A 23,187-nucleotide genomic window follows, 5' to 3' on the forward strand; every position below is an offset into this window, starting at 1 on the left:
GAATTTCTGTACTCGACATCACGGCTGACCATCAAACCCATGACCGATACCCGCAACCCCCCGCGCAAAAAACCTCAGCGGCCAGCCAAACCTGCTGCGCCGCGTGAAAAGGCCACCTTGCACCCGCGCAATCGTCATCAGGGTCATTACGATTTTCCGAAGCTGATCAAATCCAGCCCCGAGCTGGCAGCGTTCGTGATCCTCAATCCGTATGGCAAGCAAAGCATCGACTTTGCCAATCCACAGGCGGTGCGGGTGTTCAATCGCGCGCTGCTCAAAGCGTTCTATGGCATCGCCCATTGGGACATTCCGGCCGATTACCTGTGCCCGCCTATTCCAGGGCGTGCGGACTACCTGCACTTCCTCGCCGACTTGCTGGCCGAGGACAATGAAGGTGTGATCCCACGCGGCGCATCCATCAAGGCGCTGGATATCGGCACCGGAGCCAATTGCATCTACCCGCTGCTGGGGCATAGCGACTATGGCTGGCATTTCGTTGGGTCGGACATCGACAGCACGGCCATCGCGGCGGCTACCACGATCATCAAAGCCAATGGCCTCAGCAAGGCCATCAGCGTGCGCCAGCAGGACAACCGCCAGCAGATCCTGCTCGGGTTACTCGACAGCAGCGAACGCTTCCACGTGAGCCTCTGCAACCCTCCTTTCCATGCCTCGCTGGATGAGGCGCAGCGTGGCAGCCAACGAAAATGGCGCGCACTGGGCAAGGCTGATCCCAAGCGCAAGCTGCCGGTTCTCAACTTCGGTGGGCAATCTCAGGAGCTGTGGTGCGAAGGCGGCGAGATCGGCTTCGTGACCCAATTGATCCAGGAAAGCGCCATATTGCCAGGCCAGGTGGTGTGGTTCAGCACCCTGGTGTCCAAGGCATCCAACCTGCCACCGATCCAGAGCGCCCTGAAAAAAGCCGGCGCGCTTGAGGTGAAAGTGATCGAGATGGGCCAGGGCCAGAAACAAAGCCGCTTCGTGGCCTGGACCTTCCTCGACAAGGCACAGCGCACACCCCACTGATAGGGCTATCGTGCCGCATCGACTATCGTGCGGCGCCACGCCGACATGCCGTAATCTCGACTATCGTGCGACGCGCTGCGTCGGCAGGCCTTAATCTCGATTATCGTGCGACGCTCCGCGTCGCATGCCGTTCTGGACGCTCTGCGTCCTCTCTTGAGTATGCAGTGCAGCACAGATCTGTGACGCGGAGCGTCACGCAAGGCATTCCCACGCTGGAGCGTGAGGAACGATAATCTCAACTACCGTACGACGCTCCGCCGACATGCCTTAACCTCGACTACCGTGCGACGCTCTGCGTCGGCAGGCCTTAATCTCGATTATCGTGCGACGCTCCGCGTCGCATGCCGTTCTGGACGCTCTGCGTCCTCTCTTGAGTGTGCCGTGCGGCCCAGATCTGTGATCAGACGCCCACAAAAAAGCCGTGCCCGGTTAACCGGTGCACGGCTTTTTCACAGCAAGCGGTTGCTTACTTGTTGATCGAGTCGGTCAGCACTTTGGCTGGTACGAACTTGATAACTTTCTTGGCAGCGATTTCGATGGCAGCGCCAGTCGAAGGGTTGCGGCCAGTGCGAGCCGGACGCTCTGCAACTTTCAGTTTGCCGATACCTGGCAAAGTGATTTCCACGCCGTTTTCCAATTGGTCGGCAACAATTTGGCCCAATTGCTCAAGAGCATTACGCGCGGTAGTTTTTGGCGCGTCGATAGCTTCAGCGATATCGGCGATCAATTGGTCTTTAGTAAGAGCCATGGTGGTGTTCCTTCCCTATCAAATTCATTTGGATTGCAGAGTGCAACGTCGGCCCGTGGCCAGGCAATGAACCTGGCCACCCGCTAGCAGCCACGATTAATCGCGAAAGTGTAGATACTGAAACCGGGCAATGGTTCGACCTACGTGTGCGCTAACTGCATGCTTGACGCGCTAAGTGCGCAAGACCGCGCAAAACTAGCACAGAGCCGGACAAATATCCGCCTCTACCTATCCTTTTGGTCAGGTTTTAATGCCAATTGCACAAAAAACATCCAGCAAACACGCCCTGCTGGCGAAAACCAGCCTGCCCGGGGCCAAGTGGCGCACGCGTGCGTTACACTTGCCGTCTTGCAACGAGCTGCACGCTCTTCACCTTTTTCAGCCGAGAAGCCCATGCCGATCCGTCACTGCATCGTCCACCTGATCGAGAAGAAACCCGACGGTACGCCCGCTGTTCTCCATGCACGCGACTCCGAACTCGCTGAGTCCCAGGCCATCGAGAACATGCTGGCCGACCTCAACGAGAGCTACAACGCCAAACAAGGCAAGGCATGGGGCCTGTTCCATCCAGAATCCGGCGCACACCCGTTCAGCGGCTGGCTGAAAGAGTATCTGGACGGTGGCAACGACTTCACCGCGTTCTCGCGCACAGCGGTCGAGCATCTGCAGAAGCTGATGGAAGAATCCAATCTTTCCGTCGGTGGCCATGTGTTGTTTGCCCATTATCAGCAAGGCATGACCGACTACCTGGCCATCGCCCTGCTGCACCACAGCGAAGGCGTGGCAGTGAATGCCGAGCTGGACGTCACCCCTTCGCGCCACCTGGACCTGGGCCAGTTGCACCTTGCTGCGCGGATCAACCTGTCGGAATGGCAGAACAACAAACAGTCCAAGCAATACATTTCGTTCATCAAGGGCAAGAACGGCAAGAAGGTTTCCGAGTACTTCCGAGACTTCATCGGTTGCCAGGAAGGCGTTGATGGCCCCGGTGAAACCCGCACCCTGCTCAAGGCCTTCAGTGACTTTGTTGAAAGTGAAGACCTGCCGGAGGAGTCAGCCCGCGAGAAGACCAAGACCCTGGTCGATTACGCCAGCAGCCAGAGCAAGATGGGCGAGCCGATGGGCCTGGAAGAACTGTCCGAACTGATCGACGAAGAGCGGCCACGGGCGTTTTACGATCACATCCGCAACAAGGACTATGGCTTGTCGCCCGAGATCCCGGCCGATAAGCGCACCCTCAACCAGTTCCGACGTTTCACGGGACGCGCCGAAGGACTGTCGATCAGCTTCGAGGCTCACCTGCTGGGTGACAAGATCGAGTACGACGAAACTGCAGGCACCCTGATCATCAAGGGGCTGCCGACCCAACTGACCGATCAGTTGAAGCGACGGTAACCGACATGCTGATACGCACCCTCAAGAAATTCGCGCTGATCATGCTGATTGTGGTGGTTTATCAGAACTGGGGCAAGATCGAGAACTTCGTCAACCCGCCGCCAGCGAGCGTTGCGCAGAGCTACAGCCAGGCGAAAGTGGTGATGTACGCCACTGACTGGTGTGGCTACTGCAAACAGACGCGGCGCTTTCTCGACAGCAAAGGGATTGCGTATCAGGAGTTCGACATCGAGAAGTCCGAAGAAGGCCGCAAGGCCTACGAAGCACTGGGTGGCAGAGGCATACCGCTGATCGACGTCAACGGCACCTTGATCCGGGGTTTCGACCCGGATCAGATACTGGCAGCATTGAAATAACCTGGAATACCGTGCCAAAGCTCCGCTTCCCAGATCTGTGCCGCACTGCACACTCAAGAGAGGACGCAGAGCGTCCAGAACGGCATGCGACGCAGAGCGTCGCACGATAGTCGAGGTTAAGGCATGTCGGCGGAGCGTCGTACGGTAGTTGAGATTATCGTTCCTCACGCTCCAGCGTGGGAATGCCTTGCGTGACGCTCCGCGTCACAGACCTTTGCCACACTGCACACTCAAGAGAGGACGCAGAGCGTCCAGAACGGCGTGCCACGCAGAGCGTCGCACGATAATCGAGATTACGGCATGTCGGCGTGGCACCGCACGATAGTCGAGATTATCGTTCCTCACGCTCCAGCGTGGGAATGCCTTGCGTGACGCTCCGCGTCACAGACCTTTGCCGCACTGCACACTCAAGAGAGGACGCAGAGCGTCCAGAACGGCATGCGACGCAGAGCGTCGCACGATAATCGAGATTACGGCATGTCGGCGCGGCGTCGTACGGTAGTTGAGATTATCGTTCCTCACGCTCCAGCGTGGGAATGCCTTGCGTGACGCTCCGCGTCACAGATCTTTGCCGCGCTGCACACTCAAGAGAGGACGCAGAGCGTCCAGAACGGCATGCGACGCAGAGCTTCGTAAACTTCAGCGCTTCTCGACCCGAAATCCCATTCTCGGGAAGTGCACATGCACGACGCCAGCGCGTTCATCTTCGCGGCGCAGGATCAACTCTTCGCGCCCGGTAAGAATCAATTCACCCTCAACCGCCTCGACGCCATAGTCGACTGCCGAGACAGCGACCTTGTCGCCCGCTTTGAAGCCATTCGGATCAACAAAGACTTCGTCGGGCAGTGGCGCAGGCGTTGCATTTCTGGCGATTTCAATGGCATCAGTCGAACTCAGGTCGCTGAACGTGCCATGCCCAAACCCCAGAACGCGATCAAGCCAGGCACTGACACCCGGATAATCATCGACAAAGTGCGCAGTCACTGGCGTTTGCTTGAGAAACCACAGCGTATGAGCAACCGAAAAATCGGCAATCGAAGGTACGCCAAACAGAAAATCACCACCGCGCGACAGCTGCAACTCCAGACGCGACATCAGCGTGGGCCATTGATGCTTGACCTGCTCGACAGGCGGGCGTGAAGCCGTGCCACCGTTGAACAGCGTGGATCGGTCGGCAATGAAAGCCTTGGCAGCGTCTGGCGGCACCTTGGCAAATCGTACAGCCATCGACTCAGGCTGAAACACCAGGCTCACGGCATGCAGGAACAGCACCGAATCCGCCCAGGCGGCCAGACCGGCAACCGAAAACTCCTGACCTTGCGGATAAAACGCTGGCGAAGCCTTTTCCTGCTCAAGGCGGCGCGCCATCAGTGCCGTGTCACAGTAGATATCTGCGCCAGCCTGCAACACCGGCGTCCTGCGATAACCGCCTGTCAGCGCGGTCAGGTCGGGCTTGGGCATGATCGACGGGATCGTCACCGAGCGCCATGTGAGGCCTTTGAAACCCAGCATGAGGCGGGCTTTTTCGGCAAACAGTGACGTGGGGTAATGGTGAAGAATCAACTCGGACATGTTCAGCCTCTGCGCACTCGGGAAGCACACAGCTTAACCCGCAGCACCCTGCCCGCCCACAGACTCAAGCTGATGGCACGACATCACGCTCATGGATCGGGGATCAGGCGTAACTGGCTGCCAGAGCCTCTTTGGCGCTTTTTCTGAGTTTCTTGATCAGCCGCTCCTGACGCAACGCCTCACCCTTGCTGGGCCACTGTTCGACGTAGACCAGGGCCATTGCCGGGCTCGAAGAGAAAAAGCGCGCGCCCTTGCCGCTCTGGTGCATAGTGAATCGGCGCTGCGGATCATCACTGATGCCACAGTACAGCGAGCCGTTGGCAGCGCGCACCAGATAGACAAACCAGGGTTTGCCGACTGCCTGTTCGGAAGTCGGCGCACTCGCGGTGCTGGCAACCTCAGGCACGGCGATTCTCTGAAAAGGTCTTCAGACCCTTGAGCGCCTGAGCCCTGACGGCATTGCGTACCAAAGGCGTCCAGCCAAGCAACAGGCCCTTCAAACCCAGCGCCTGTCGCGACCAGCGCCACATATCGAAATTATCGTGATGCTCGCAGATCTTGCCATCGCGGAACACGAATCGGGCCTCAATATCGTTGACCACCGTGCGCCCGGTCTGACTGAACAGATAGGTCGCCACCCAATGCGCAGTGCCCGCCCGATCATCGGCACGCACCTGATCGAAGACCACCGAGAAATTCTTCGCCCGGGAAGTCAGCATGCGCCACATGTCGCCTACCTGAGGCCCGCGCAATTCACCAAATGCCGGGTCACTAAACAGCACGTCATCGGTATAACAGGCACTCATCGCCTCGGCATCCAGCTGCGCAAACGCCTCATAAAAGCGGGTGATCAGTGCGCTGTTGGCCTGACTTTGTTCCTCGTAGTTCATGCGTGCACATCCCTTGGCGAATTATCCGTGCACGATAAGCGGCGCCGCTGAAAATGGCGAGGGTTGATGGCGCATCAGCCATCACTTTTACCTGTCCGGATAACGATTTCGCGCTGCACTGAACGCCTCTGAATTTTCAATCACCCAAGTCCACAGCGGAATCATTTGTACCAGCAGCCCCATGCCAAGGTCGGTCAACGAATATTCCACCCTGAGCGGCTTCTCGCAGTAGTCATGCCGGGTGATCAACCCGTCCTGTTCAAGCTGGCGCAAGGTATGAGTGAGCATGCGCTGGGTGACGCCGTGCAGCTTTCGGCGCAATTGGGCATGGCGCAAAGGGCTGCTGACGCCGAGGGCATGTACCACGCCCAATGGCCAGCGGTTTCCGGCGTGGCCGAGAATATCGCGCTTGAGACCATCCTCATCATCGCTGAGCGCAGCACAGGCCGCTTCGGAGCGTCTGACCACTTCCTGCGCGTCCAGCCCGCCCGGTATCACCGATGTGCCTACTTTTTGTATGTCGACAGGCATGCCAGCATCTCTCCCGCCTGAATTGAAAGACTGTCCAAAGGGGTCACCATGCAAGCCGATAACGCAAACGTCAAACAACGCATTCTGGTAATAGGCGCAGGAGAGCTTGGGCTCTCCGTGCTGCGAGGGCTGGTCGAGAAAGCCGGAGCATATGATTTGAGCATTGCCGTGCTGCTACGCCAGAGCAGCTTGAGCACTCAAGCGCCCGCCAAGCGTGTGGAAATCGAAGAAATCCGCGCGCTGAACATTGCCATCGAAACCGCCGATCTGGCCGATGCCACCGTGGACGAACTAGCCACTGTCATGAAGCGCTATGACACGGTAATCAGTTGTGCGGGTTTTGCCGCTGGCCGGGGCACTCAACGCAAACTGACCGATGCGGCGCTCAAGGCCGGCATAAAACGCTACCTGCCCTGGCAGTTCGGCGTTGACTACGACCTTATCGGCCGGGGCAGCCCTCAGGATCTGTTCGATGAGCAACTCGATGTGCGAGAAAAGCTGCGCGCCCAGCAGCAAACCGAATGGGTAATCGTTTCGACCGGTATGTTTACAAGCTTCCTGTTCGAACCCGCGTTCGGTGTCGTCGATCTGCAAGGCGGTCGGATCAATGCGCTGGGCAGCCTCGATACGGCCGTGACAGTCACCACCGCAGAGGACATTGGCAGGCTGACTGCTGCCATCGTGATGCACGAGCCGCGCATAGTGAATCAGGTGGTGTACACCGCTGGCGACACATTGACGTACGCCGGGCTGGCCGATCTTGTGGAGCGTGTCACGGGGCGCGACATCGAGCGGCACGTATGGAGTGTTGCGCAGTTGCAGGCCGATCTGACGGAAATGCCGGATGACAATCTGCGCAAATACCGGGCAGTCTTTGCCATGGGCCGAGGCGTGGCATGGGACGTCGCCCGTACCTACAACGCGAAATCAGGGCTGAGCGTCACCAGTGCCGAACAATGGGCCCTGGCCAATCTGGCTCAGACCTGAAGCAGCTCAAGCCCGGTCCGAACGATCAACAATCATCGAAAATCAAACCTTCTCGCTACTGACCTGCACCTGCAGCGCCCGACCGGCACCCATGCCCGCGATGATGGCGCCCAGCCCGAGTACCGCGAAGATCCAGCCAATCGCGCTCCAGCTGCCGGTCATGTCATGCACCACGCCCACGGCAAACGGGCCGGTCGAGGCGATGGTGTAGCCAAAGCCTTGCGCCATGCTCGACAGATTGGCGGCGACATGTGAGTCGCGCGAGCGCAGGACGATCAAGGCCAGCGCCAGGCTGAACGTGCCGCCCTGCCCGATCCCCAGCAGGATGGCCCAGCCCCACAGCCCGCCGAGCGGAGCGTACAGGCAGCCGAACAGCCCGGTCAGTGTGAGCGACATGACCAGCATGATCGCCAGACGCTGATCCTTGCCGCGTGTGGCCAGATAGGGCACCGCCAGGGCGCTGATGACTTGCGCGATGATCGAGCCGGACAGCAGCAGACCGGCCTGGGTCGGCGTCAGGCCGCGACCGATGAGAATCGAGGGCAGCCAGCCGAAGACAATGTACGACAGCGACGATTGCAGGCCCATATACAGCGTGACCTGCCACGCCAGCGGGTCACGCAACAAACCGCGAACTCGATAGACATCGCGATGTGAGCCATGCATTTCACGTGCTTGTGGAAACCAGAACAGCGCCGCAATCAACGCCGGGACCAGCCAGAAACCCAGACCTATTTGCCAGCTGTCGCCGACGTACTGGCTCAGCGGCACCGTCGAACCGGCTGCAATCGCAGCGCCCAGGCACAGCGCCATGGTGTAGACACCGGTCATGGCCCCGGCCTTGTGCGGGAAATCGCGCTTGACGATACCGGGCAACAATACGCCGATGATCCCAATGCTCGCGCCCGCCAGCAGGCTGCCGGTAAACAGGCCGACTTCGCCGAACAGGCTGCGTACTGCCAGACCCGACGCCAGTGTCAGGAGCACCACCAAAACCACCCGTTCACTGCCAAAACGCCGGGCAAGAATCGGTGCCAATGGCGCGAACAGGCCCAGACACAACACCGGCAAGGTGGTCAGCAGACCAGCTTCGGCAGCCGACATCCCAAGGCTTGCGGACACCTCGTTAAGCAACGGCGCAACGCTGGATAACGCGGGGCGCAGGTTGAGGGCGACCAGCACCAGACCCAGCAGCAACAGCCAGGGGCGCTTTAGAACAGGATGGGCTTGATCGGTAATCGGTTGGGGGCTGGATTGAGCCTTGGCAGTCATCGGTTTCTCGGTAATCAGGTATGTCGACCCTTTTCAGGGGGGCGGTATCCTGTTGGAGAATCATCGCGAATACAAGGTTCAGCCAGAATTGCATACAAGATGCATGGCAAATGCAGGCAAAAAAAACCGGGCACATGGCCCGGTTTTCCGTTTGGCAGCTACTACTCAGTGAATGATCTGACTGAGGAACAGCTTGGTACGATCGCTTTGCGGGTTGTCGAAGAAGTCGTTCGGCGCGGCCTGTTCGACGATTTCGCCTTTGTCCATGAAGATCACCCGGTTCGCCACGGTACGGGCAAAGCCCATCTCGTGAGTCACGCACAACATGGTCATGCCTTCTTCAGCCAGGCCAACCATGGTGTCGAGCACTTCCTTGACCATTTCCGGGTCAAGAGCCGAAGTCGGTTCATCGAACAGCATGATTTTCGGCTTCATGCACAAGGCACGGGCAATCGCCACACGCTGCTGCTGACCACCGGAAAGCTGACCCGGGAACTTGTGGGCCTGCTCCGGAATACGCACACGCTCCAGATAATGCATGGCGATTTCTTCGGCTTTCTTTTTCGGCATGTTGCGTACCCACATCGGTGCCAGCGTGCAGTTCTGTAGGATGGTCAGGTGCGGGAACAGGTTGAAATGCTGAAACACCATGCCGACTTCACGGCGGATGGTCTCGATCTGCTTCAAGTCGGAAGTCAGCTCGGTACCGTCGACGATGATACGGCCCTGCTGGTGCTCTTCCAGACGGTTGAGGCAACGAATGGTGGTCGATTTGCCCGAACCCGATGGGCCGCACAGCACGATACGTTCGCCCTGACGCACGTTCAGGTTGATGTCCTTGAGTACATGGAACTGGCCGTACCACTTGTGGACGCCCTCCATGCGGATCATGCCTTCAGCGCCCAGAGGCTTATTGATAACTTCACTCATCACAAAACTCCTAACGCTTGTGGCCTGTGTCCAGCTTACGTTCCAAATGCATGGAATAGCGGGACATACCGAAACAGAAGATCCAGAACACCAGGGCCGCGAAGACATAGCCTTCAGTGGCCATACCCAGCCATGCCGGGTCGGCGGTAGCTTGCTTGACGCTGTTGAGCAGGTCGAACAGGCCGATAATGATCACCAGACTGGTGTCTTTGAACAAGGCAATGAAGGTGTTGACGATGCCGGGAATGACCATCTTCAACGCCTGCGGCAAAATCACCAGACCCATGCTGCGCCAGTAACCCAGGCCCATCGCCGAGGCGGCTTCATACTGGCCCTTGGGGATGGCCTGCATGCCGCCGCGTACCACTTCGGCGATGTACGCCGACTGGAACAGAATCACGCCGATCAACGCCCGCAGCAGTTTGTCGAAGTTCATCCCTTCGGGCATGAACAGCGGCAGCATCACCGACGACATGAACAGCACGGTGATCAGCGGCACGCCGCGCCAGAACTCGATAAACGTTACGCACACCACACGCACAGCCGGCATGTTGGAGCGACGGCCGAGCGCCAGCAAAATACCCAGCGGCAAGGCACCGACGATACCCACGGTGGCAATCACCAGGGTCAGCATCAGGCCGCCCCACTGGCTGGTCGGTACGTTGGTCAGACCAAAAGCACCGCCGTGCAGCAAGTAGAAGGCAACAATCGGGTAAATCACCAGAAAGGCGATACCGTAGACAGCCTTGCGCTGAAACTTCGAGATGAACAGCGGCGCAGCACCGACAATCGCCAGGATGGCGGTCAGGTCGACCCGCCAGCGCAGCTCATTGGGGAAGTAGCCGTACATGAACTGGCCGAAGCGCTGCTCGATGAACACCCAGCAGGCGCCCGCCTTGGTGCAGTCTTCCTTGGTCGTGCCGACCCAGTTGGCGTCCAGCAGCGCCCAACTGATGATCGGCGGAACGACCAGATAGATCAGGTAGAGCGAGAACAGGGTCAGCAGGGTGTTGATCCAGCTGGAGAACAGGTTCTGCCGCATCCACGCCATCGGGCCGAACACTTTGCCCGGTGGTGGCATATCAGGTTTGAAAGTATGAGTCGTCATGCGCGTTTCCTCACCGCTCGATCAGCGCAATGCGCTTGTTGTACCAGTTCATCAGCAGAGAAATGCTGATACTGATCGCCAGGTACACACTCATGGTGATGGCAATGACTTCAATAGCCTGCCCGGTCTGGTTGAGCACCGTACCGGCGAACAGGGAAACCATTTCCGGATAACCGATGGCTGCTGCCAGCGAAGAGTTCTTCGCCAGGTTCAGGAACTGACTGGTCAACGGCGGAATGATCACTCGCAGCGCCTGCGGAATGATGACCTTGCGCAGCGTCGGCCCAGGGCGCAGCCCCAGCGAGCGGGCAGCTTCGGTCTGACCGTGACTGACCGACTTGATGCCCGAACGCACGATTTCAGCGATGAACGCCGCCGTGTAGATGGTCAGTGCCAGGGTCAGGGAGATCAGTTCCGGGATCAGCACCCAGCCACCGGTGAAGTTGAAGCCCTTCAGTTGCGGCAGTTCCCAATGCACCGGGCTGCCGAAGACCAGCATGCTCAGGCCCGGGATCACCAGCAACAACGCCAGACCGACCCAGAACTTGTGAAACGGCTGGCCAGTGGCTTCGAAGCGCTTGTTGGCCCAGCGCACCATCATCACGATCGCTATAACGGCAACCACGATGCTGATCAGAAACGCCCATGCACCTTCGGCTGGCAACGCTCTGGGCATATTGAGCCCGCGGCTGCTGACGAAGAACATGTCCAGATAACCATGCGCCTGACGCGGACCAGGCAGCGTGAGGAATACGGCGGTGTACCAGAAGAGGATCTGCAGCAGTGGCGGAATGTTGCGGAAGACTTCGACATAAACGGTTGCCAGCTTGCTGATCATCCAGTTCGGAGACAGGCGAGCGACACCAATGACAAAGCCCAGCAAGGTCGCCAGGACAATACCGATAACCGACACCAGCAAGGTATTCAGCAGGCCGATGACGAATACGCGGGCATAACTGTCCGCTTCGCTGTAGTCGATCAGGTGTTGAGCAATACCGAAACCGGCACTGTTTTCAAGAAAGCCGAAACCCGAGGTAATACCACGGTGTTGCAGGTTGGTCTGGGTATTGTCGAAGATGAACCAGCCCAACGCGATCACCGCTACGACAGTGATGATCTGAAATAACCACGCGCGCACTTTCGGATCGCTCAGAGAGAGCTTTTGCTTGGGTGCGACGATTTGCTTTTCCATGAAATGCCCCAGGAAAAATCCAACAGAACAACGCCCGACAGGCTGGGAAGCCTGCCGGGCGCCGGGTCAATCAACGAATAGGTGGAGCGTACTGAATGCCGCCAGCATTCCACAGAGCGTTCTGGCCGCGCTTGATTTTCAGCGGGGTGCCTTCGCCCAGGTTGCGTTCGAACACTTCGCCGTAGTTACCGACCTGCTTGACGATCTGCACGACCCAGTCTTTCGGCAGCTTGAGGTCCTTGCCGTAAGTACCGTCGGCACCCAGCATACGGGCTACGTCAGGGTTCTTGGTCGACTTGGCTTCAGCTTCAACGTTCTTGGAAGTGATTTTGGCTTCCTCGGCGTTGAGCATGGCGAACAGGGTCCAGCGAACGATCGAGAACCAGTCTTCGTCGCCTTTACGCACGACAGGACCCAGCGGCTCCTTGGAGATCACTTCAGGCAGAACGATGTAATCGTCCGGCTTGGCCAGCTTGCTGCGCTGTGCGTAGAGTTGCGACTGGTCGGAAGTCAGTACGTCGCAACGACCGCCTTCCAGCGACTTGGCGCTTTCGTCGGAGGTGTCGAAGGTGATCGGGGTGTATTTCAGGCCGTTCGAACGGAAGTAGTCGGAGACGTTCAGCTCGGTAGTGGTACCGGCCTGGATGCAGATGGTTGCACCGTCCAGTTCCTTGGCGCTTTTGACGCCCAGTTTGTTGTTTACCAGGAAGCCGATACCGTCGTAGTAAGTCACGCCGGTGAACACCAGGCCCATACCCGCATCACGGGAGCTGGTCCAGGTGGTGTTACGCGAAAGGATGTCGATCTCGCCGGATTGCAGTGCAGTGAAACGCTCCTTGGCGTTCAATTGGCTGAACTTGACCTTGGTGGCGTCACCGAATACTGCGGCGGCTACTGCGCGGCAGACATCAGCGTCAATACCGGTGATCTTGCCGGTGGAGTCCGGAACGGAGAACCCTGGCAGGCCATCGCTGACGCCGCACTGAACAAAACCTTTCTTCTGAATAGCGTCAAGGGTGGCACCGGCGTTGGCAGCCCCGGTTACACCAAATGCAGCCAGGGCGGTGACGACAGCCAGGGTGGATTTCAACATCTTCATTCAAAAACCTCCAGTTTGCTCTTTGTTGTGTAGGTGCCTCAGTCGCGTCGCACCTTTGTGAGGCGCTAATGACCCGTGCTGGCTTATTTTTGGGTCATGCAACGCTGGGCCTGAATCACGAATCGTCTGCAGGATCATCCCGTCATTCGTCTTCATCATTCAGAATCGGCCCCGTGGACTGAAACCCCATGATTTTCCTGGACCGGAGCGGTACAGGTTGAATCGTGCCGCGAATCCTGACGCATGGACTCCCGAGCTGCTTTTCGATCGCTATAAGTAATAGCCTTATAGTGTTACCGAACGATGTGAGCGCCTCGACTCCAGTCCTGCTGTAGCAAAGCCCGTACCAGCATGCTGGCTATGTCGAATTAGCGACAGGTCAAGACAAAAACTTGTAACCTTGCGACATCTTCTTTCATTTTTAATCTAACCGCGCACCCTATTAATGCGCTCTAAATGAGCCAGCGCACACAAATGGAGCAGACATGAGCGAACCTTTGATCATCCAACCTTCAGGCACCGCGGATGCCTGCGTTATCTGGCTGCACGGGTTGGGCGCCGACCGCTATGATTTTCTTCCGGTCGCCGAGATGCTGCAGGAGTCGCTGACGACTACACGTTTCGTCCTGCCTCAGGCACCGACACGCGCCGTAACGGTCAACGGCGGCTATGAAATGCCAAGCTGGTACGACATCAAGGCCATGAGTTCCGAGGCCCGCGCCATTGATCACGATCAGATGGAAGCCTCGGCACAAAAGGTGCTGGACCTGATCGAGCAACAACGCGACAGCGGCATCGACCCGTCACGGATATTTCTGGCAGGCTTTTCCCAAGGCGGCGCGGTGGTGTTACACGCGGGCTATAGACGCTGGCAGGGTCCGCTGGGCGGCGTCCTCGCGCTGTCCACTTATGCCCCGACATTCAGCAATGAGATGACGCTGTCTGCCAGCCAACAGCGCATTCCTGCCTACTGCCTGCATGGCCAGCACGACGAAGTGGTGCACAACCCCATGGGTCGGACGGTGTACGAGCACCTCAAGGCTCAGGGTGTAACCGCTCAATGGCAAGAGTACCCAATGGGGCACCAAGTGTTACCGCAGGAAATCCATGACATCGGCGTCTGGCTGGCTGACAAGCTGCGCTAAAGCGCCCTGGGCCCGCCTGCAACTGACCGCTTTTGTAGCTCGCCACGGATGGCACTACGCCGAGCACGGTTCTTGCTTTACACTGCTCGGCGTACATTCCTTAATCAATTGATGAGATGACCGTGCTCAAAGCACTTAAAAAGATGTTCGGTAAAAGTGAGGCTGAGCAGCGCGCGCCTGGTCCGACAGCCTTTATTCCCGCCTCCCCCGCTGCCGCAGGCGACATACCGGATCATGCCCAGACTCAGCTTTCGGACACCGTCAACGAGCCCTCCAAAGCCAGAGCACCGCGCACCGACAAGCCAAGGGCCGAGCGCCCGCGTCGTGAGCGCGTGGTAAAACCGCCTGCGCCAGCATGGAAACTCGAAGATTTCGTCGTCGAACCACAGGAAGGCAAGACCCGCTTCCACGATTTCAGCCTTGCGCCTGAACTGATGCACGCAATTCAGGACCTTGGTTTCCCGTACTGCACACCGATTCAAGCGGGCGTGCTGGGCTTCACGCTCAAAGGCAAGGACGCGATCGGTCGCGCCCAGACCGGTACCGGCAAGACCGCTGCGTTCCTGATCTCGATCATCGAGCAACTGACCCAGACGCCACCGCCAGCCGAACGTTACATGGGTGAGCCCCGAGCGCTGATCATTGCGCCCACTCGCGAACTGGTGGTGCAGATCGCCAAGGACGCTGCCGACCTGACCAAATACACCAACCTGAACGTCATGACGTTCGTCGGTGGCATGGATTTCGACAAGCAGCTCAAACAACTTGAAGCACGGCACTGCGATATTCTGGTGGCCACGCCTGGCCGCCTGCTGGACTTCAACCAGCGCGGTGAAGTGCATCTGGACATGGTCGAAGTGATGGTCCTGGACGAAGCCGACCGCATGCTCGACATGGGTTTCATCCCGCAGGTGCGTCAGATCATTCGCCAAACACCGCACAAGGGTGAACGCCAGACCCTGCTGTTCTCCGCGACCTTCACCGAAGACGTGATGAACCTCGCCAAACAATGGACGACAGACCCTTCCATCGTCGAAATCGAATCGTTGAACGTCGCCAGTGACAACGTCGAACAGCATATCTATGCCGTTGCCGGTGCCGACAAGTACAAGCTGCTCTATAACCTGGTCACCGACAACGGCTGGGAACGAGTGATGGTCTTTGCCAACCGCAAGGACGAGGTGCGACGCATCGAAGAGCGCTTGGTACGCGATGGCGTCAATGCCGCACAACTATCGGGCGATGTGCCGCAGCACAAGCGCATCAAGACCCTTGAAGGCTTCCGCGAAGGCAAGATCCGCGTTCTGGTCGCCACCGATGTGGCCGGTCGCGGTATCCACATCGACGGCATCAGCCACGTGATCAACTTCACCCTGCCAGAGGTGCCGGACGACTACGTGCACCGCATCGGGCGTACCGGTCGCGCAGGTGCCGATGGCGTCTCCATCAGCTTCGCTGGCGAAGATGACTCCTACCAGTTGCCCGCCATCGAAGAGAAGCTGGGTCGCAAGATCAGTTGTGAAACACCACCGACTCACCTGCTCAGGGCAGTGGTGCGGCAAACGACCTGACACGTGCGATCAACAAAAAAGCGCAGCCTTTACGGGGCTGCGCTTTTTTTGTGCCTGCCGGAAATCAGCAGCGTGAGGGTCAGTCAGTACCGTATTTCGGCGAACGTGGACCGTAAAGCAGGCCCGCCGGCCGACCAGCAGTGAGCAGTCGGTTGCTGGCTATCCCAGCGATGGGATGACCGGCATCGGTCGAACTGTTGATGATCTGCTTGACCGCCGCTGTAATCAGCATACCCACCAGACCGCCACCGCTGTTGTTGCCGCCCTCTTCACTGGACGCCGACGCTGTACCCGTCCACAGCGCAGTACCGGTGCGCAGATCAACCAGCTTTGCCGTGACCGTCACGACGGTCTGGCTACTGATGACCACGTAACTGGTGCCGTATTGCTTGACCGTGATGTACATCGCGGCGTCGGCTCCGAATATCTCACGCAGCTTGGCAGGCGACGTTGCCTGAATATCGTTGGCATTGGTCAGGCCGTTATTGCGAAACGTCTCGTCAACCAGCGCCACAGGCAACACGTAGTAGCCCGACTCGGCCAGCGGGTAGGTCACCTGCGAGAAGGTGCTGTACGTCGCCTTGACGTCAGGCGATTCGTTGACCGGCGGCAGTACCAGAATCGAACGCGGTTTGCTTTCCTTGAAGGCCGAGTAATCCACCGTTGGCGGGGTAACGCAACCCGACAGCAGGGCAACGGCAAACAGGCTTACAGCAACTTTCAGATGAGCGAGGTTCATTTGACGACTCCTGCGTGGGCGTTCTTGAGCAGGAAGTCCATATAAGTGGCCGACTCGGGAAACAGTGCCTTTTCCGTGCGCAACTCCTGAACCATCTGGTCATCCTTGCCAATGCTGCCGTATAGCATGCCCAACTGAGCATGGTAGCCCGGTGGCGGCGTTGCGTTGGTAGAGCGGATTTTCTGCAGGTCTTCTTCGAGCTTGGCGACCTGGGCTTCCTTGGACTCGCCTTTGAAATACTCGTACACCTCAGGCTGGTAACTGCCCCACTGGTACAAGGTTTTCGGCTGTTGGACACAGCCCGTCAGGCACACGCCGGCGACTAAAAGCATTGCGACACCGCGCAACGAAACATTAAAACGATTCATGAACACAACAAATTCCCTTTTGAAATATCAGTTGGCAGTCGGTTTCCAGGCACCGCTATCGAGCGCACGCACCATGTTGTTGACGGCTTCGCGCATGGCCAGGTCGAGAACCTTGCCGTTGAGTGTCGAGTCATAACTGGCGGTGCCGCCAAAGCCGACGACTTCACGGTTGGAAAGCTCGAACTCGCCTGCGCCCTGAGTCGAGTACACCACTTCCGAAGTGCTGATATTGACGATGTTCAACGCGACTTTCGCGTAGGCAATCTGGGATTTGCCGCGGCCCAGCAGGCCGAACAGTTGCTGATCGCCGACTTCCTTGCGACCGAACTCGGTCACGTCGCCGGTCACCACGTAGTCAGCCCCCCTCAGACGCTGGGCGGTAGATTTAATAGCGGCTTCCTGCTTGATCTCCTCCATGTTGTCGCGATCCAGCACATTGAACCGGTTGGTTTGCTGCATGTGGGTGATCAGGATAGTCTTGGCTTGACCACCAAGACGATCGACGCCATCGGAAAAGATCCCGCGCATATAGCTGGAGCGGTTATCGAACTTGCCGACCGCAACCGGATAGCGCACACCGGAATAGACAACCCCAGCACTTTCAACCTTTGTCACAGGCAGCGCCCGCGAGCTTTCCGTTGCACAACCAGCAACCAGCAATAAAGCCGCTGTCGTCATCCCTGAAACCAAAACCTGCTGAAGTTTCTTCACATTCTGCTCCGAGCGTTTACGAAAAACTGCCCGCAACGTGGCTCGCAAAACGCGATCACGTTCGGACAGTTATTGAATAGGATTGGGCAAAGCCAACAGGCCGCTTTTTCGCGGCTGCGCATGATAGCCCGAAGCCATCTTTCTGTACCGAGAAAGATGCAAATAGACGATATAAAAAGCGGAAGGTCGGACTTTCAGGCAAAAAAGATGGACGCAACGACCAACCACTACCAGCGCCGGGCTGCTGCCTGATCGCTATCGCGGCCTTCAACCCACTGCGGTCCCTCGGAAGTCTTTTCCTTCTTCCAGAACGGCGCGCGGGTCTTGAGATAGTCCATGACGAAATCGCAGGCTTCGAACGCTGCCTGTCGGTGAGCGCTGGCAACACCCACGAACACGATCGGCTCGCCGGGCTCCAGCGCCCCTACCCGATGCAGCACATCGACACGCAGCAACGGCCAGCGCTGTTCGGCCTCGGCAACGATTTTTGCCAGTGCCTTTTCGGTCATGCCCGGATAGTGCTCCAGGAACATGCCCGACACTTCACGCCCTTCGTTGAAATCCCGCACATAGCCGACAAAACTGACCACCGCGCCGATGCCGAGGTTGGCCGCATGCAACGCATTGACTTCATTACCAGGGTCGAACGCCGCAGCCTGAACGCGAATGGTCATGTTCAGCCTCCGGTCACGGGTGGAAAGAACGCGACTTCATCGCCATCAGACAGCGGCTCGGTCGGCTTGCACAGTTCCTGGTTGCGGGCACACATCAGGTTCTGCTCGGCAAGGATCTGCCAGGCCTCGCCACGCTGCAGCAGCGCTTGGCGCAGCGCGTCCAGAGTGGCGAACTCGCCTTCGACAGACTCGCTGTCCAAGTCCAGGACTTCACGGTAGCGGGCAAAATACTGAACCTGGATCTTCATGGTGATACCTGTGTCTGATCGGCAATGAAGTGACCGCTCTTGCCGCCGAGCTTTTCCAGCAGCCGAACCGACTCGATGACCATGCCGCGATCGACCGCCTTGCACATATCGTAAATTGTCAGCGCCGCAATGCTGGCAGCGGTCAGGGCTTCCATTTCCACACCGGTCTGCCCGGCCAGCTTGCAGCTCGCGGTAATACGCACCGCATCATCGCCGTCAGCGGCGAGGTGAACCTTGATGCTGGTGAGCATCAATGGATGGCAGAGCGGGATCAGATCACTGGTTTTCTTTGCCGCCTGAATGCCGGCAATGCGTGCGACAGCAAATACATCCCCTTTGGGATGACCGCCGCTGACAATCATTTGCAGCGTGGTGGGCAGCATACGCACCACTGCTTCGGCCACCGCCTCACGGGACGTCACGGCTTTATCCGTAACATCGACCATATTGGCGCGCCCTTGGGAATCGAGATGAGTGAGCACAACGTTACTCCTTGGCAGAAGCAAGAAGTGTGGCAGCTGCAAGCTGCAAGCTACAAGCTGAAAGTGCCCGGCGTTATACACAGGTTTTAAAGCGTACGAAAATCCTAGCTTCTGCCCGGAGGGCGTAGGAGCGAACTTGTGTGTGACGATAAGCTTGGTGCATGGGCGCGATAATCAAAAGCTGCAAGTGAGGGCTCTCGTACACCGAAGTCCCCCACTTGAAGCTAATAGCTTGAAGCTTACAGCTGCTTTTCAGCTAAAGATGACTCTCCGCGTATTCGGCCAGTATCGAGCGTGGCACGCCTTGCAGGGTGATGTGCACGCCGTTAGGGAAGTCCTTGAAGCGCTCCGTCAGGTAGGTCAGTCCGGAACTGGTGGCTGACAGGTAAGGGGTGTCGATCTGCGCCAGGTTGCCCAGGCAGACCACTTTGGAACCGGCGCCGGCACGGGTGATGATGGTTTTCATCTGGTGCGGGGTCAGGTTCTGGCATTCATCGATCAGAATCAGGCTTTGCTGGAAGCTGCGACCTCGAATGTAGTTGAGGGATTTGAACTGCAACGGCACCTTGCTGAGGATGTAGTCGACACTGCCATGAGTGTTTTCATCATCCATGTGCAGGGCTTCAAGGTTGTCGGTGATCGCGCCAAGCCAAGGCTCCATCTTTTCCGCCTCGGTGCCGGGCAGGAAGCCAATCTCCTGATCCAGGCCCTGAACGCTACGGGTAGCGATGATGCGCCGATAACGCTTGGTGACCATGGTCTGCTCGATGGCCGCCGCCAATGCCAGAATGGTTTTACCCGAACCAGCAGCACCTGACAGGTTGACCAGGTGAATATCCGGGTCGAGCAGTGCGAACAACGCCAGCCCCTGATAGATATCACGCGGTTTCAGGCCCCAGGCCTCCTGATGCAGCAGTGGCTCCTGATGCATATCCAGAATCAGCAGTTCGTCGTTCTTGACGCCCTTGATCCAGCCTACGAAGCCCTGTTCATCGACAATAAACTCGTTGATATGAACCGCAGGCAGCATTTCATTGAGCTGGACGCGGTGCCAGGTACGGCCACGCTCCTGACGGGTGTCGACCTTGTTGACCCGGTCCCAGAACGAACCGGTCATGTCGTGGTAGCCACGCGACAACAGCGAAACGTCATCGACTAACTGGTCGGTGCTGTAATCTTCGGCCGCAATGCCGCAGGCGCGCGCCTTGAGGCGCATGTTAATGTCTTTGGTCACCAGCACAACGCTCAAGTCCTTGTTGCGCGCATGCAGGTCGATCAATTGGTTGATGATGATGTTGTCGTTGAGGTGCTCGGGCAGCAGGCTGTTGGGTTCCTCGCGCTTGCTCATCAAAATCGACAGAAAACCTTTGAAAACACCGGTCCCGCGGTCAATCGGCACGCCCTTTTCAACTTCTTCAGGGTTAGCCTCGCCGAGGGTCTTGTCGATCAGGCGGATGGCCTGGCGGCACTCGGCAGCAACCGAATGTTTACCGGCCTTGAGTTTGTCCAGTTCCTCCAGAACCGTCATGGGGATGGCGACGTGGTGTTCTTCGAAATTCAGCAGTGCGTTTGGATCATGGATCAATACGTTGGTATCGAGCACGTAAAGGATTGGCTGGTTAGTGGAAGGGGTGCGTCCGTGGTCATCCATACTCGCTCACCTTTGTAGAAGCCGGGCGACGCAGAACCACGACAGTACTGCGCCACGAAAAGGCCGCCGGATTCTTCCCTTCAGGCAGGGGAGAAATGTCGCTCAAGGTGGGTCTTGGAAGACGCCACCTGTGTTGCAGGTTTCGGCGGTCTGTATTCGTAATACAGCAAAAGGGATGACAGAAAAAAGCTCTTTGACAGTTTTTTGAAGTTTATTTCACAGCCTGACGAATAGAGCTTGGCGGACGTACACAGCACGTTTAAAGTCGGAAGTCCGCCCACGCCGAATCTGCCTTCATTCTCCCTCGGGCGCAGCCTCTTCACTGCTCTGCGGCCCTTGTTCTACGGGGCTTTCAGAGATATTCCGGCAATCGTCCCAGATCAACTCGCTTTGCGCGGTATTGGCCAGCAGCAATGGCAGTGCAGACTGCGCCTTGTTGGCCACGTCGTGGAAGACCACCGTGCCCTTGCGCCAGAGCAGCATGAGGGTTAGTACGCGGTCGCCAACCTGCTCTGCCGAAAGCCGCCCGGTATTGTCCTCGGCATCGATGTTCCACAATGACACGCGTAAATGCTCGGCGCGGAAGAAGTCGCCGCTGTCGGCCCGCCGATGGCCGTAAGGCGGGCGAAACAGCGGCACGAAATTATCCGGCAGCACACGCTGAACCAGTGCCGCACTGCGTTGCACTGAATCCTGCCAGTCCAGCCACTGGCTATGCGAACGATACTCCCACCCTTGAATGCCCACGCACTGCTGGCGATACAGCGCCTGCAAGCTTGTGGTCGATGTGCTGTCGAGGCGTTCCTGAAGGCTTTTGCCCAGCACAAAGAAGGTGGCGGTCATCTTCTGCTGACGCATGAAGTCGGCCAGCCAGTCGGTTCCGCCATCGACCGGGCTCGGGCCGCTTTCGAAATTGAGCATGAAGGTGCGGTCCGGCATCTCGTCGCCACTCATCTCATCAGAGTTGTAGCGCTCGATCTCGCTGCTGGTCTGCGGGAACAAGGCAGCCATGAATAGCAGCTCGTTCAAATAACGCTGATGGAACACGGCGCCGGGTCTGGCCCAGTTGGCGTAGAACGAATCGTTCGACACCTGAAATTCTTCAGCGCGCTGACGCAGCTGGTCCATGTCCTCGACCAGCACGCAAAAGTTGGCATCCTGCTCGCAGCTCTTTTGGGCATTCTGATAGTTTTCCAGCAAGCGCAGCCACAGACGATGGCGGACCACGTTCAACGAAGGCACGTTGACGAAGCGCAGGCCGAGGCGCTGCTTGAGCCCTTCCTCGTCCAGCTTCTCGCTGAGGTACAGTTCGTGGGCAAAGGCGAGGATTTCCGCGCGCGACGCGACGTCGAACAACCCCGGCGTTTCAAGGCGCTCGGGCCACACACTGCGGTCTATGGTGGCAGTGACCGGCACTGCCGCCTGCGCCTGGAGCCAGAACAGACCTGCACACACTGCTAAAACAATACGCAAACCCGATGCCCTCTCGATCAACCATTAACATCATGACCAGCGCGCCACTATAGCTGATATGAGCCTGGCTTCTTATGTCGGAGCGCATACAAAGCCGCATGGCATGCTGGCGCGGCACACACGGCCTGACTCTATCGCCACCATAGCTGGAGTCGTGGGCCATCAGCCCCTAGAATCCCCGGACGATCAAAGGAGACGACTTCATGCTGATGGTGATTTCCCCGGCAAAAACCCTCGATTTCGAGACCCCGCCCACTACCGGACGCTTCACTCAGCCGCAGTATCTGGATCACTCTCAGGGGTTGATCACCCAACTGCGTGAACTGACGCCAGCGCAGATCAGCGAACTGATGCACCTGTCCGACAAGCTTGCCGGGCTGAACGCGGCACGCTTCGGCAGCTGGACCCCGGCCTTCACGCTCGACAATGCCAAGCAGGCGCTGCTGGCCTTCAAGGGCGATGTGTATACCGGCCTGCAAGCCGAATCACTAAGCGACGCGCAGCTCGACTACGCACAGGATCACCTGCGCATGCTGTCCGGCCTTTATGGGCTGCTGCGCCCGCTGGACCTGATGCAGCCCTATCGCCTGGAAATGGGTACGCGACTGGCAAACGCTCGCGGCAAGGATCTCTACGCGTTCTGGGGCACGCAGATCAGCGAATGGTTGAATGAAGCGCTGGCAGCCCAGGGCGACGACCTGCTGCTCAATCTTGCGTCTACCGAGTACTTCTCTGCGGTCAAACGTTCAGCGCTCAACGCCCGGATCATTGACACCGAGTTCAAGGACTTCAAGAACGGTCAGTACAAGATCATCAGCTTCTATGCCAAGAAAGCGCGCGGCATGATGAGCCGTTTCGTCATTGAGGAACGTATCAACAGCCCCGAAGCGTTACAGGCGTTCGATGTTCAGGGCTATCGTTATAACCGTGAGCAATCGACGCCCGACAAGTTGGTATTTTTGCGCAACGTCGTAGAAGACTAGACACTGTAACCGTCGTGTAACGCATCGCTGTTACAC

General features: G+C 58.0%; 25 protein-coding genes. 7 read left to right on the forward strand and 18 right to left on the reverse strand.

The window, feature by feature from the left end:
- Positions 1 to 39 precede the first annotated feature (39 nt).
- Positions 40 to 1,026 carry a 23S rRNA (adenine(1618)-N(6))-methyltransferase RlmF gene (gene rlmF, locus LJU29_RS21385; protein ID WP_057422817.1) on the forward strand — a complete coding sequence of 329 codons (987 nt, stop codon included), beginning with the start codon at positions 40 to 42 and terminating at the stop codon, positions 1,024 to 1,026.
- A gap of 466 nt (positions 1,027 to 1,492) precedes the next feature.
- On the opposite strand, the gene LJU29_RS21390 is transcribed toward rlmF, so the two are convergent.
- A complete protein-coding gene (locus tag LJU29_RS21390; protein ID WP_002552279.1) occupies positions 1,493 to 1,774 on the reverse strand; it encodes an HU family DNA-binding protein in 282 nt (93 codons plus the stop codon).
- 393 nt (positions 1,775 to 2,167) lie between these two features.
- On the opposite strand from LJU29_RS21390, the gene yejK reads away from it, so the two are divergent.
- Both yejK and LJU29_RS21400 read left to right on the forward strand, forming a co-directional pair.
- Positions 2,168 to 3,169 carry a nucleoid-associated protein YejK gene (yejK, locus tag LJU29_RS21395; protein WP_005752900.1) on the forward strand — a complete coding sequence of 334 codons (1,002 nt, stop codon included), beginning with the start codon at positions 2,168 to 2,170 and terminating at the stop codon, positions 3,167 to 3,169.
- Positions 3,170 to 3,174: 5 nt separating this feature from the next.
- Entirely contained in the window at positions 3,175 to 3,525 is a 351-nt protein-coding gene (locus tag LJU29_RS21400) for a glutaredoxin family protein (RefSeq protein ID WP_257111176.1), read from the forward strand.
- 639 nt (positions 3,526 to 4,164) lie between these two features.
- On the opposite strand, the gene LJU29_RS21405 is transcribed toward LJU29_RS21400, so the two are convergent.
- The 4 genes from LJU29_RS21405 to LJU29_RS21420 all read right to left on the reverse strand — a co-directional run bounded on the left by LJU29_RS21405 (position 4,165) and on the right by LJU29_RS21420 (position 6,518).
- Positions 4,165 to 5,097, reverse strand: coding sequence for a glutathione S-transferase family protein (locus tag LJU29_RS21405; RefSeq protein ID WP_122320578.1), 933 nt, complete (start codon positions 5,095 to 5,097; stop codon positions 4,165 to 4,167).
- Between the two features lie 103 nt (positions 5,098 to 5,200).
- Positions 5,201 to 5,503 carry a GIY-YIG nuclease family protein gene (locus LJU29_RS21410; protein WP_005752904.1) on the reverse strand — a complete coding sequence of 101 codons (303 nt, stop codon included), beginning with the start codon at positions 5,501 to 5,503 and terminating at the stop codon, positions 5,201 to 5,203.
- Complete coding sequence (locus LJU29_RS21415) at positions 5,496 to 5,987, reverse strand: nuclear transport factor 2 family protein (RefSeq protein WP_257111177.1); 492 nt, start codon at positions 5,985 to 5,987, stop codon at positions 5,496 to 5,498. The genes LJU29_RS21410 and LJU29_RS21415 overlap by 8 nt, the downstream gene beginning before the upstream one ends.
- Before the next feature lie 87 nt (positions 5,988 to 6,074).
- Entirely contained in the window at positions 6,075 to 6,518 is a 444-nt protein-coding gene (locus LJU29_RS21420) for a winged helix-turn-helix transcriptional regulator (protein WP_005752906.1), read from the reverse strand.
- 48 nt (positions 6,519 to 6,566) lie between these two features.
- On the opposite strand from LJU29_RS21420, the gene LJU29_RS21425 reads away from it, so the two are divergent.
- On the forward strand, positions 6,567 to 7,505 hold the full coding sequence (locus tag LJU29_RS21425; RefSeq protein WP_005752907.1) for an aromatic alcohol reductase: 939 nt from the start codon (positions 6,567 to 6,569) through the stop codon (positions 7,503 to 7,505).
- Positions 7,506 to 7,547: 42 nt separating this feature from the next.
- Here LJU29_RS21425 and LJU29_RS21430 read toward each other — a convergent pair whose 3' ends face one another.
- The 5 genes from LJU29_RS21430 to LJU29_RS21450 all read right to left on the reverse strand — a co-directional run bounded on the left by LJU29_RS21430 (position 7,548) and on the right by LJU29_RS21450 (position 13,106).
- Positions 7,548 to 8,777, reverse strand: coding sequence for a CynX/NimT family MFS transporter (locus LJU29_RS21430; RefSeq protein WP_005732704.1), 1,230 nt, complete (start codon positions 8,775 to 8,777; stop codon positions 7,548 to 7,550).
- Between the two features lie 165 nt (positions 8,778 to 8,942).
- Entirely contained in the window at positions 8,943 to 9,707 is a 765-nt protein-coding gene (locus LJU29_RS21435) for an amino acid ABC transporter ATP-binding protein (RefSeq protein ID WP_003365366.1), read from the reverse strand.
- Between the two features lie 10 nt (positions 9,708 to 9,717).
- Entirely contained in the window at positions 9,718 to 10,815 is a 1,098-nt protein-coding gene (locus tag LJU29_RS21440; protein WP_005752912.1) for an amino acid ABC transporter permease, read from the reverse strand.
- 10 nt (positions 10,816 to 10,825) lie between these two features.
- Positions 10,826 to 12,007 carry an amino acid ABC transporter permease gene (locus LJU29_RS21445; RefSeq protein ID WP_002552269.1) on the reverse strand — a complete coding sequence of 394 codons (1,182 nt, stop codon included), beginning with the start codon at positions 12,005 to 12,007 and terminating at the stop codon, positions 10,826 to 10,828.
- A gap of 70 nt (positions 12,008 to 12,077) precedes the next feature.
- Positions 12,078 to 13,106, reverse strand: coding sequence for an amino acid ABC transporter substrate-binding protein (locus tag LJU29_RS21450; RefSeq protein WP_002552268.1), 1,029 nt, complete (start codon positions 13,104 to 13,106; stop codon positions 12,078 to 12,080).
- A gap of 485 nt (positions 13,107 to 13,591) precedes the next feature.
- Between LJU29_RS21450 and LJU29_RS21455 the strand changes: the two genes are divergently transcribed.
- Entirely contained in the window at positions 13,592 to 14,251 is a 660-nt protein-coding gene (locus LJU29_RS21455; protein ID WP_004663973.1) for an alpha/beta hydrolase, read from the forward strand.
- Positions 14,252 to 14,367: 116 nt separating this feature from the next.
- Positions 14,368 to 15,822 carry an ATP-dependent RNA helicase RhlB gene (gene rhlB, locus LJU29_RS21460; RefSeq protein WP_060407026.1) on the forward strand — a complete coding sequence of 485 codons (1,455 nt, stop codon included), beginning with the start codon at positions 14,368 to 14,370 and terminating at the stop codon, positions 15,820 to 15,822.
- A 79-nt stretch (positions 15,823 to 15,901) separates the two neighbouring features.
- Here rhlB and LJU29_RS21465 read toward each other — a convergent pair whose 3' ends face one another.
- The 8 genes from LJU29_RS21465 to LJU29_RS21500 form a co-directional block, all read right to left on the reverse strand.
- Positions 15,902 to 16,561 (reverse strand): DUF799 domain-containing protein, encoded by a 660-nt coding sequence (locus LJU29_RS21465; protein WP_005746009.1) that lies wholly within the window; start codon positions 16,559 to 16,561, stop codon positions 15,902 to 15,904.
- On the reverse strand, positions 16,558 to 16,929 hold the full coding sequence (locus tag LJU29_RS21470) for a DUF4810 domain-containing protein (RefSeq protein ID WP_005752915.1): 372 nt from the start codon (positions 16,927 to 16,929) through the stop codon (positions 16,558 to 16,560). Before LJU29_RS21470 ends, LJU29_RS21465 begins: the two co-directional genes overlap by 4 nt.
- A 27-nt stretch (positions 16,930 to 16,956) precedes the next feature.
- Entirely contained in the window at positions 16,957 to 17,607 is a 651-nt protein-coding gene (locus LJU29_RS21475; RefSeq protein ID WP_005752916.1) for a CsgG/HfaB family protein, read from the reverse strand.
- Positions 17,608 to 17,867: 260 nt separating this feature from the next.
- A complete protein-coding gene (gene moaE, locus LJU29_RS21480) occupies positions 17,868 to 18,314 on the reverse strand; it encodes a molybdopterin synthase catalytic subunit MoaE (protein ID WP_005752917.1) in 447 nt (148 codons plus the stop codon).
- Between the two features lie 2 nt (positions 18,315 to 18,316).
- Entirely contained in the window at positions 18,317 to 18,562 is a 246-nt protein-coding gene (moaD, locus tag LJU29_RS21485; RefSeq protein ID WP_005752918.1) for a molybdopterin converting factor subunit 1, read from the reverse strand.
- Positions 18,559 to 19,044 (reverse strand): cyclic pyranopterin monophosphate synthase MoaC, encoded by a 486-nt coding sequence (gene moaC, locus LJU29_RS21490; protein WP_002552260.1) that lies wholly within the window; start codon positions 19,042 to 19,044, stop codon positions 18,559 to 18,561. The genes moaD and moaC overlap by 4 nt, the downstream gene beginning before the upstream one ends.
- A 256-nt stretch (positions 19,045 to 19,300) precedes the next feature.
- A complete protein-coding gene (locus tag LJU29_RS21495) occupies positions 19,301 to 20,695 on the reverse strand; it encodes a PhoH family protein (protein ID WP_002552259.1) in 1,395 nt (464 codons plus the stop codon).
- 294 nt (positions 20,696 to 20,989) lie between these two features.
- On the reverse strand, positions 20,990 to 22,168 hold the full coding sequence (locus LJU29_RS21500) for a polysaccharide deacetylase family protein (protein WP_054077885.1): 1,179 nt from the start codon (positions 22,166 to 22,168) through the stop codon (positions 20,990 to 20,992).
- A gap of 203 nt (positions 22,169 to 22,371) precedes the next feature.
- Between LJU29_RS21500 and yaaA the strand changes: the two genes are divergently transcribed.
- Complete coding sequence (gene yaaA, locus LJU29_RS21505; protein ID WP_257111178.1) at positions 22,372 to 23,151, forward strand: peroxide stress protein YaaA; 780 nt, start codon at positions 22,372 to 22,374, stop codon at positions 23,149 to 23,151.
- Positions 23,152 to 23,187: the final 36 nt, after the last annotated feature.

The organism is Pseudomonas ficuserectae (assembly GCF_024584585.1).
In the GTDB taxonomy this organism is placed as follows: domain Bacteria; phylum Pseudomonadota; class Gammaproteobacteria; order Pseudomonadales; family Pseudomonadaceae; genus Aquipseudomonas; species Aquipseudomonas amygdali.

Bases quoted from the DNA above. Each gene is read 5' to 3' on its own strand.
- LJU29_RS21465 (WP_005746009.1), bottom strand. From the start codon at position 16,561: ATGAACCTCGCTCATCTGAAAGTTGCTGTAAGCCTGTTTGCCGTTGCC.
- LJU29_RS21435 (WP_003365366.1), bottom strand. From the start codon at position 9,707: ATGAGTGAAGTTATCAATAAGCCTCTGGGCGCTGAAGGCATGATCCGC.
- yaaA (WP_257111178.1), top strand. From the start codon at position 22,372: ATGCTGATGGTGATTTCCCCGGCAAAAACCCTCGATTTCGAGACCCCG.
- moaD (WP_005752918.1), bottom strand. From the start codon at position 18,562: ATGAAGATCCAGGTTCAGTATTTTGCCCGCTACCGTGAAGTCCTGGAC.
- LJU29_RS21440 (WP_005752912.1), bottom strand. From the start codon at position 10,815: ATGACGACTCATACTTTCAAACCTGATATGCCACCACCGGGCAAAGTG.
- LJU29_RS21415 (WP_257111177.1), bottom strand. From the start codon at position 5,987: ATGAACTACGAGGAACAAAGTCAGGCCAACAGCGCACTGATCACCCGC.
- rlmF (WP_057422817.1), top strand. From the start codon at position 40: ATGACCGATACCCGCAACCCCCCGCGCAAAAAACCTCAGCGGCCAGCC.
- LJU29_RS21445 (WP_002552269.1), bottom strand. From the start codon at position 12,007: ATGGAAAAGCAAATCGTCGCACCCAAGCAAAAGCTCTCTCTGAGCGAT.
- LJU29_RS21390 (WP_002552279.1), bottom strand. From the start codon at position 1,774: ATGGCTCTTACTAAAGACCAATTGATCGCCGATATCGCTGAAGCTATC.
- LJU29_RS21450 (WP_002552268.1), bottom strand. From the start codon at position 13,106: ATGAAGATGTTGAAATCCACCCTGGCTGTCGTCACCGCCCTGGCTGCA.
- LJU29_RS21425 (WP_005752907.1), top strand. From the start codon at position 6,567: ATGCAAGCCGATAACGCAAACGTCAAACAACGCATTCTGGTAATAGGC.
- moaE (WP_005752917.1), bottom strand. From the start codon at position 18,314: ATGACCATTCGCGTTCAGGCTGCGGCGTTCGACCCTGGTAATGAAGTC.
- LJU29_RS21475 (WP_005752916.1), bottom strand. From the start codon at position 17,607: ATGACGACAGCGGCTTTATTGCTGGTTGCTGGTTGTGCAACGGAAAGC.
- LJU29_RS21455 (WP_004663973.1), top strand. From the start codon at position 13,592: ATGAGCGAACCTTTGATCATCCAACCTTCAGGCACCGCGGATGCCTGC.
- yejK (WP_005752900.1), top strand. From the start codon at position 2,168: ATGCCGATCCGTCACTGCATCGTCCACCTGATCGAGAAGAAACCCGAC.
- LJU29_RS21470 (WP_005752915.1), bottom strand. From the start codon at position 16,929: ATGAATCGTTTTAATGTTTCGTTGCGCGGTGTCGCAATGCTTTTAGTC.
- LJU29_RS21400 (WP_257111176.1), top strand. From the start codon at position 3,175: ATGCTGATACGCACCCTCAAGAAATTCGCGCTGATCATGCTGATTGTG.
- LJU29_RS21420 (WP_005752906.1), bottom strand. From the start codon at position 6,518: ATGCCTGTCGACATACAAAAAGTAGGCACATCGGTGATACCGGGCGGG.
- LJU29_RS21495 (WP_002552259.1), bottom strand. From the start codon at position 20,695: ATGGATGACCACGGACGCACCCCTTCCACTAACCAGCCAATCCTTTAC.
- LJU29_RS21405 (WP_122320578.1), bottom strand. From the start codon at position 5,097: ATGTCCGAGTTGATTCTTCACCATTACCCCACGTCACTGTTTGCCGAA.
- LJU29_RS21430 (WP_005732704.1), bottom strand. From the start codon at position 8,777: ATGACTGCCAAGGCTCAATCCAGCCCCCAACCGATTACCGATCAAGCC.
- rhlB (WP_060407026.1), top strand. From the start codon at position 14,368: ATGACCGTGCTCAAAGCACTTAAAAAGATGTTCGGTAAAAGTGAGGCT.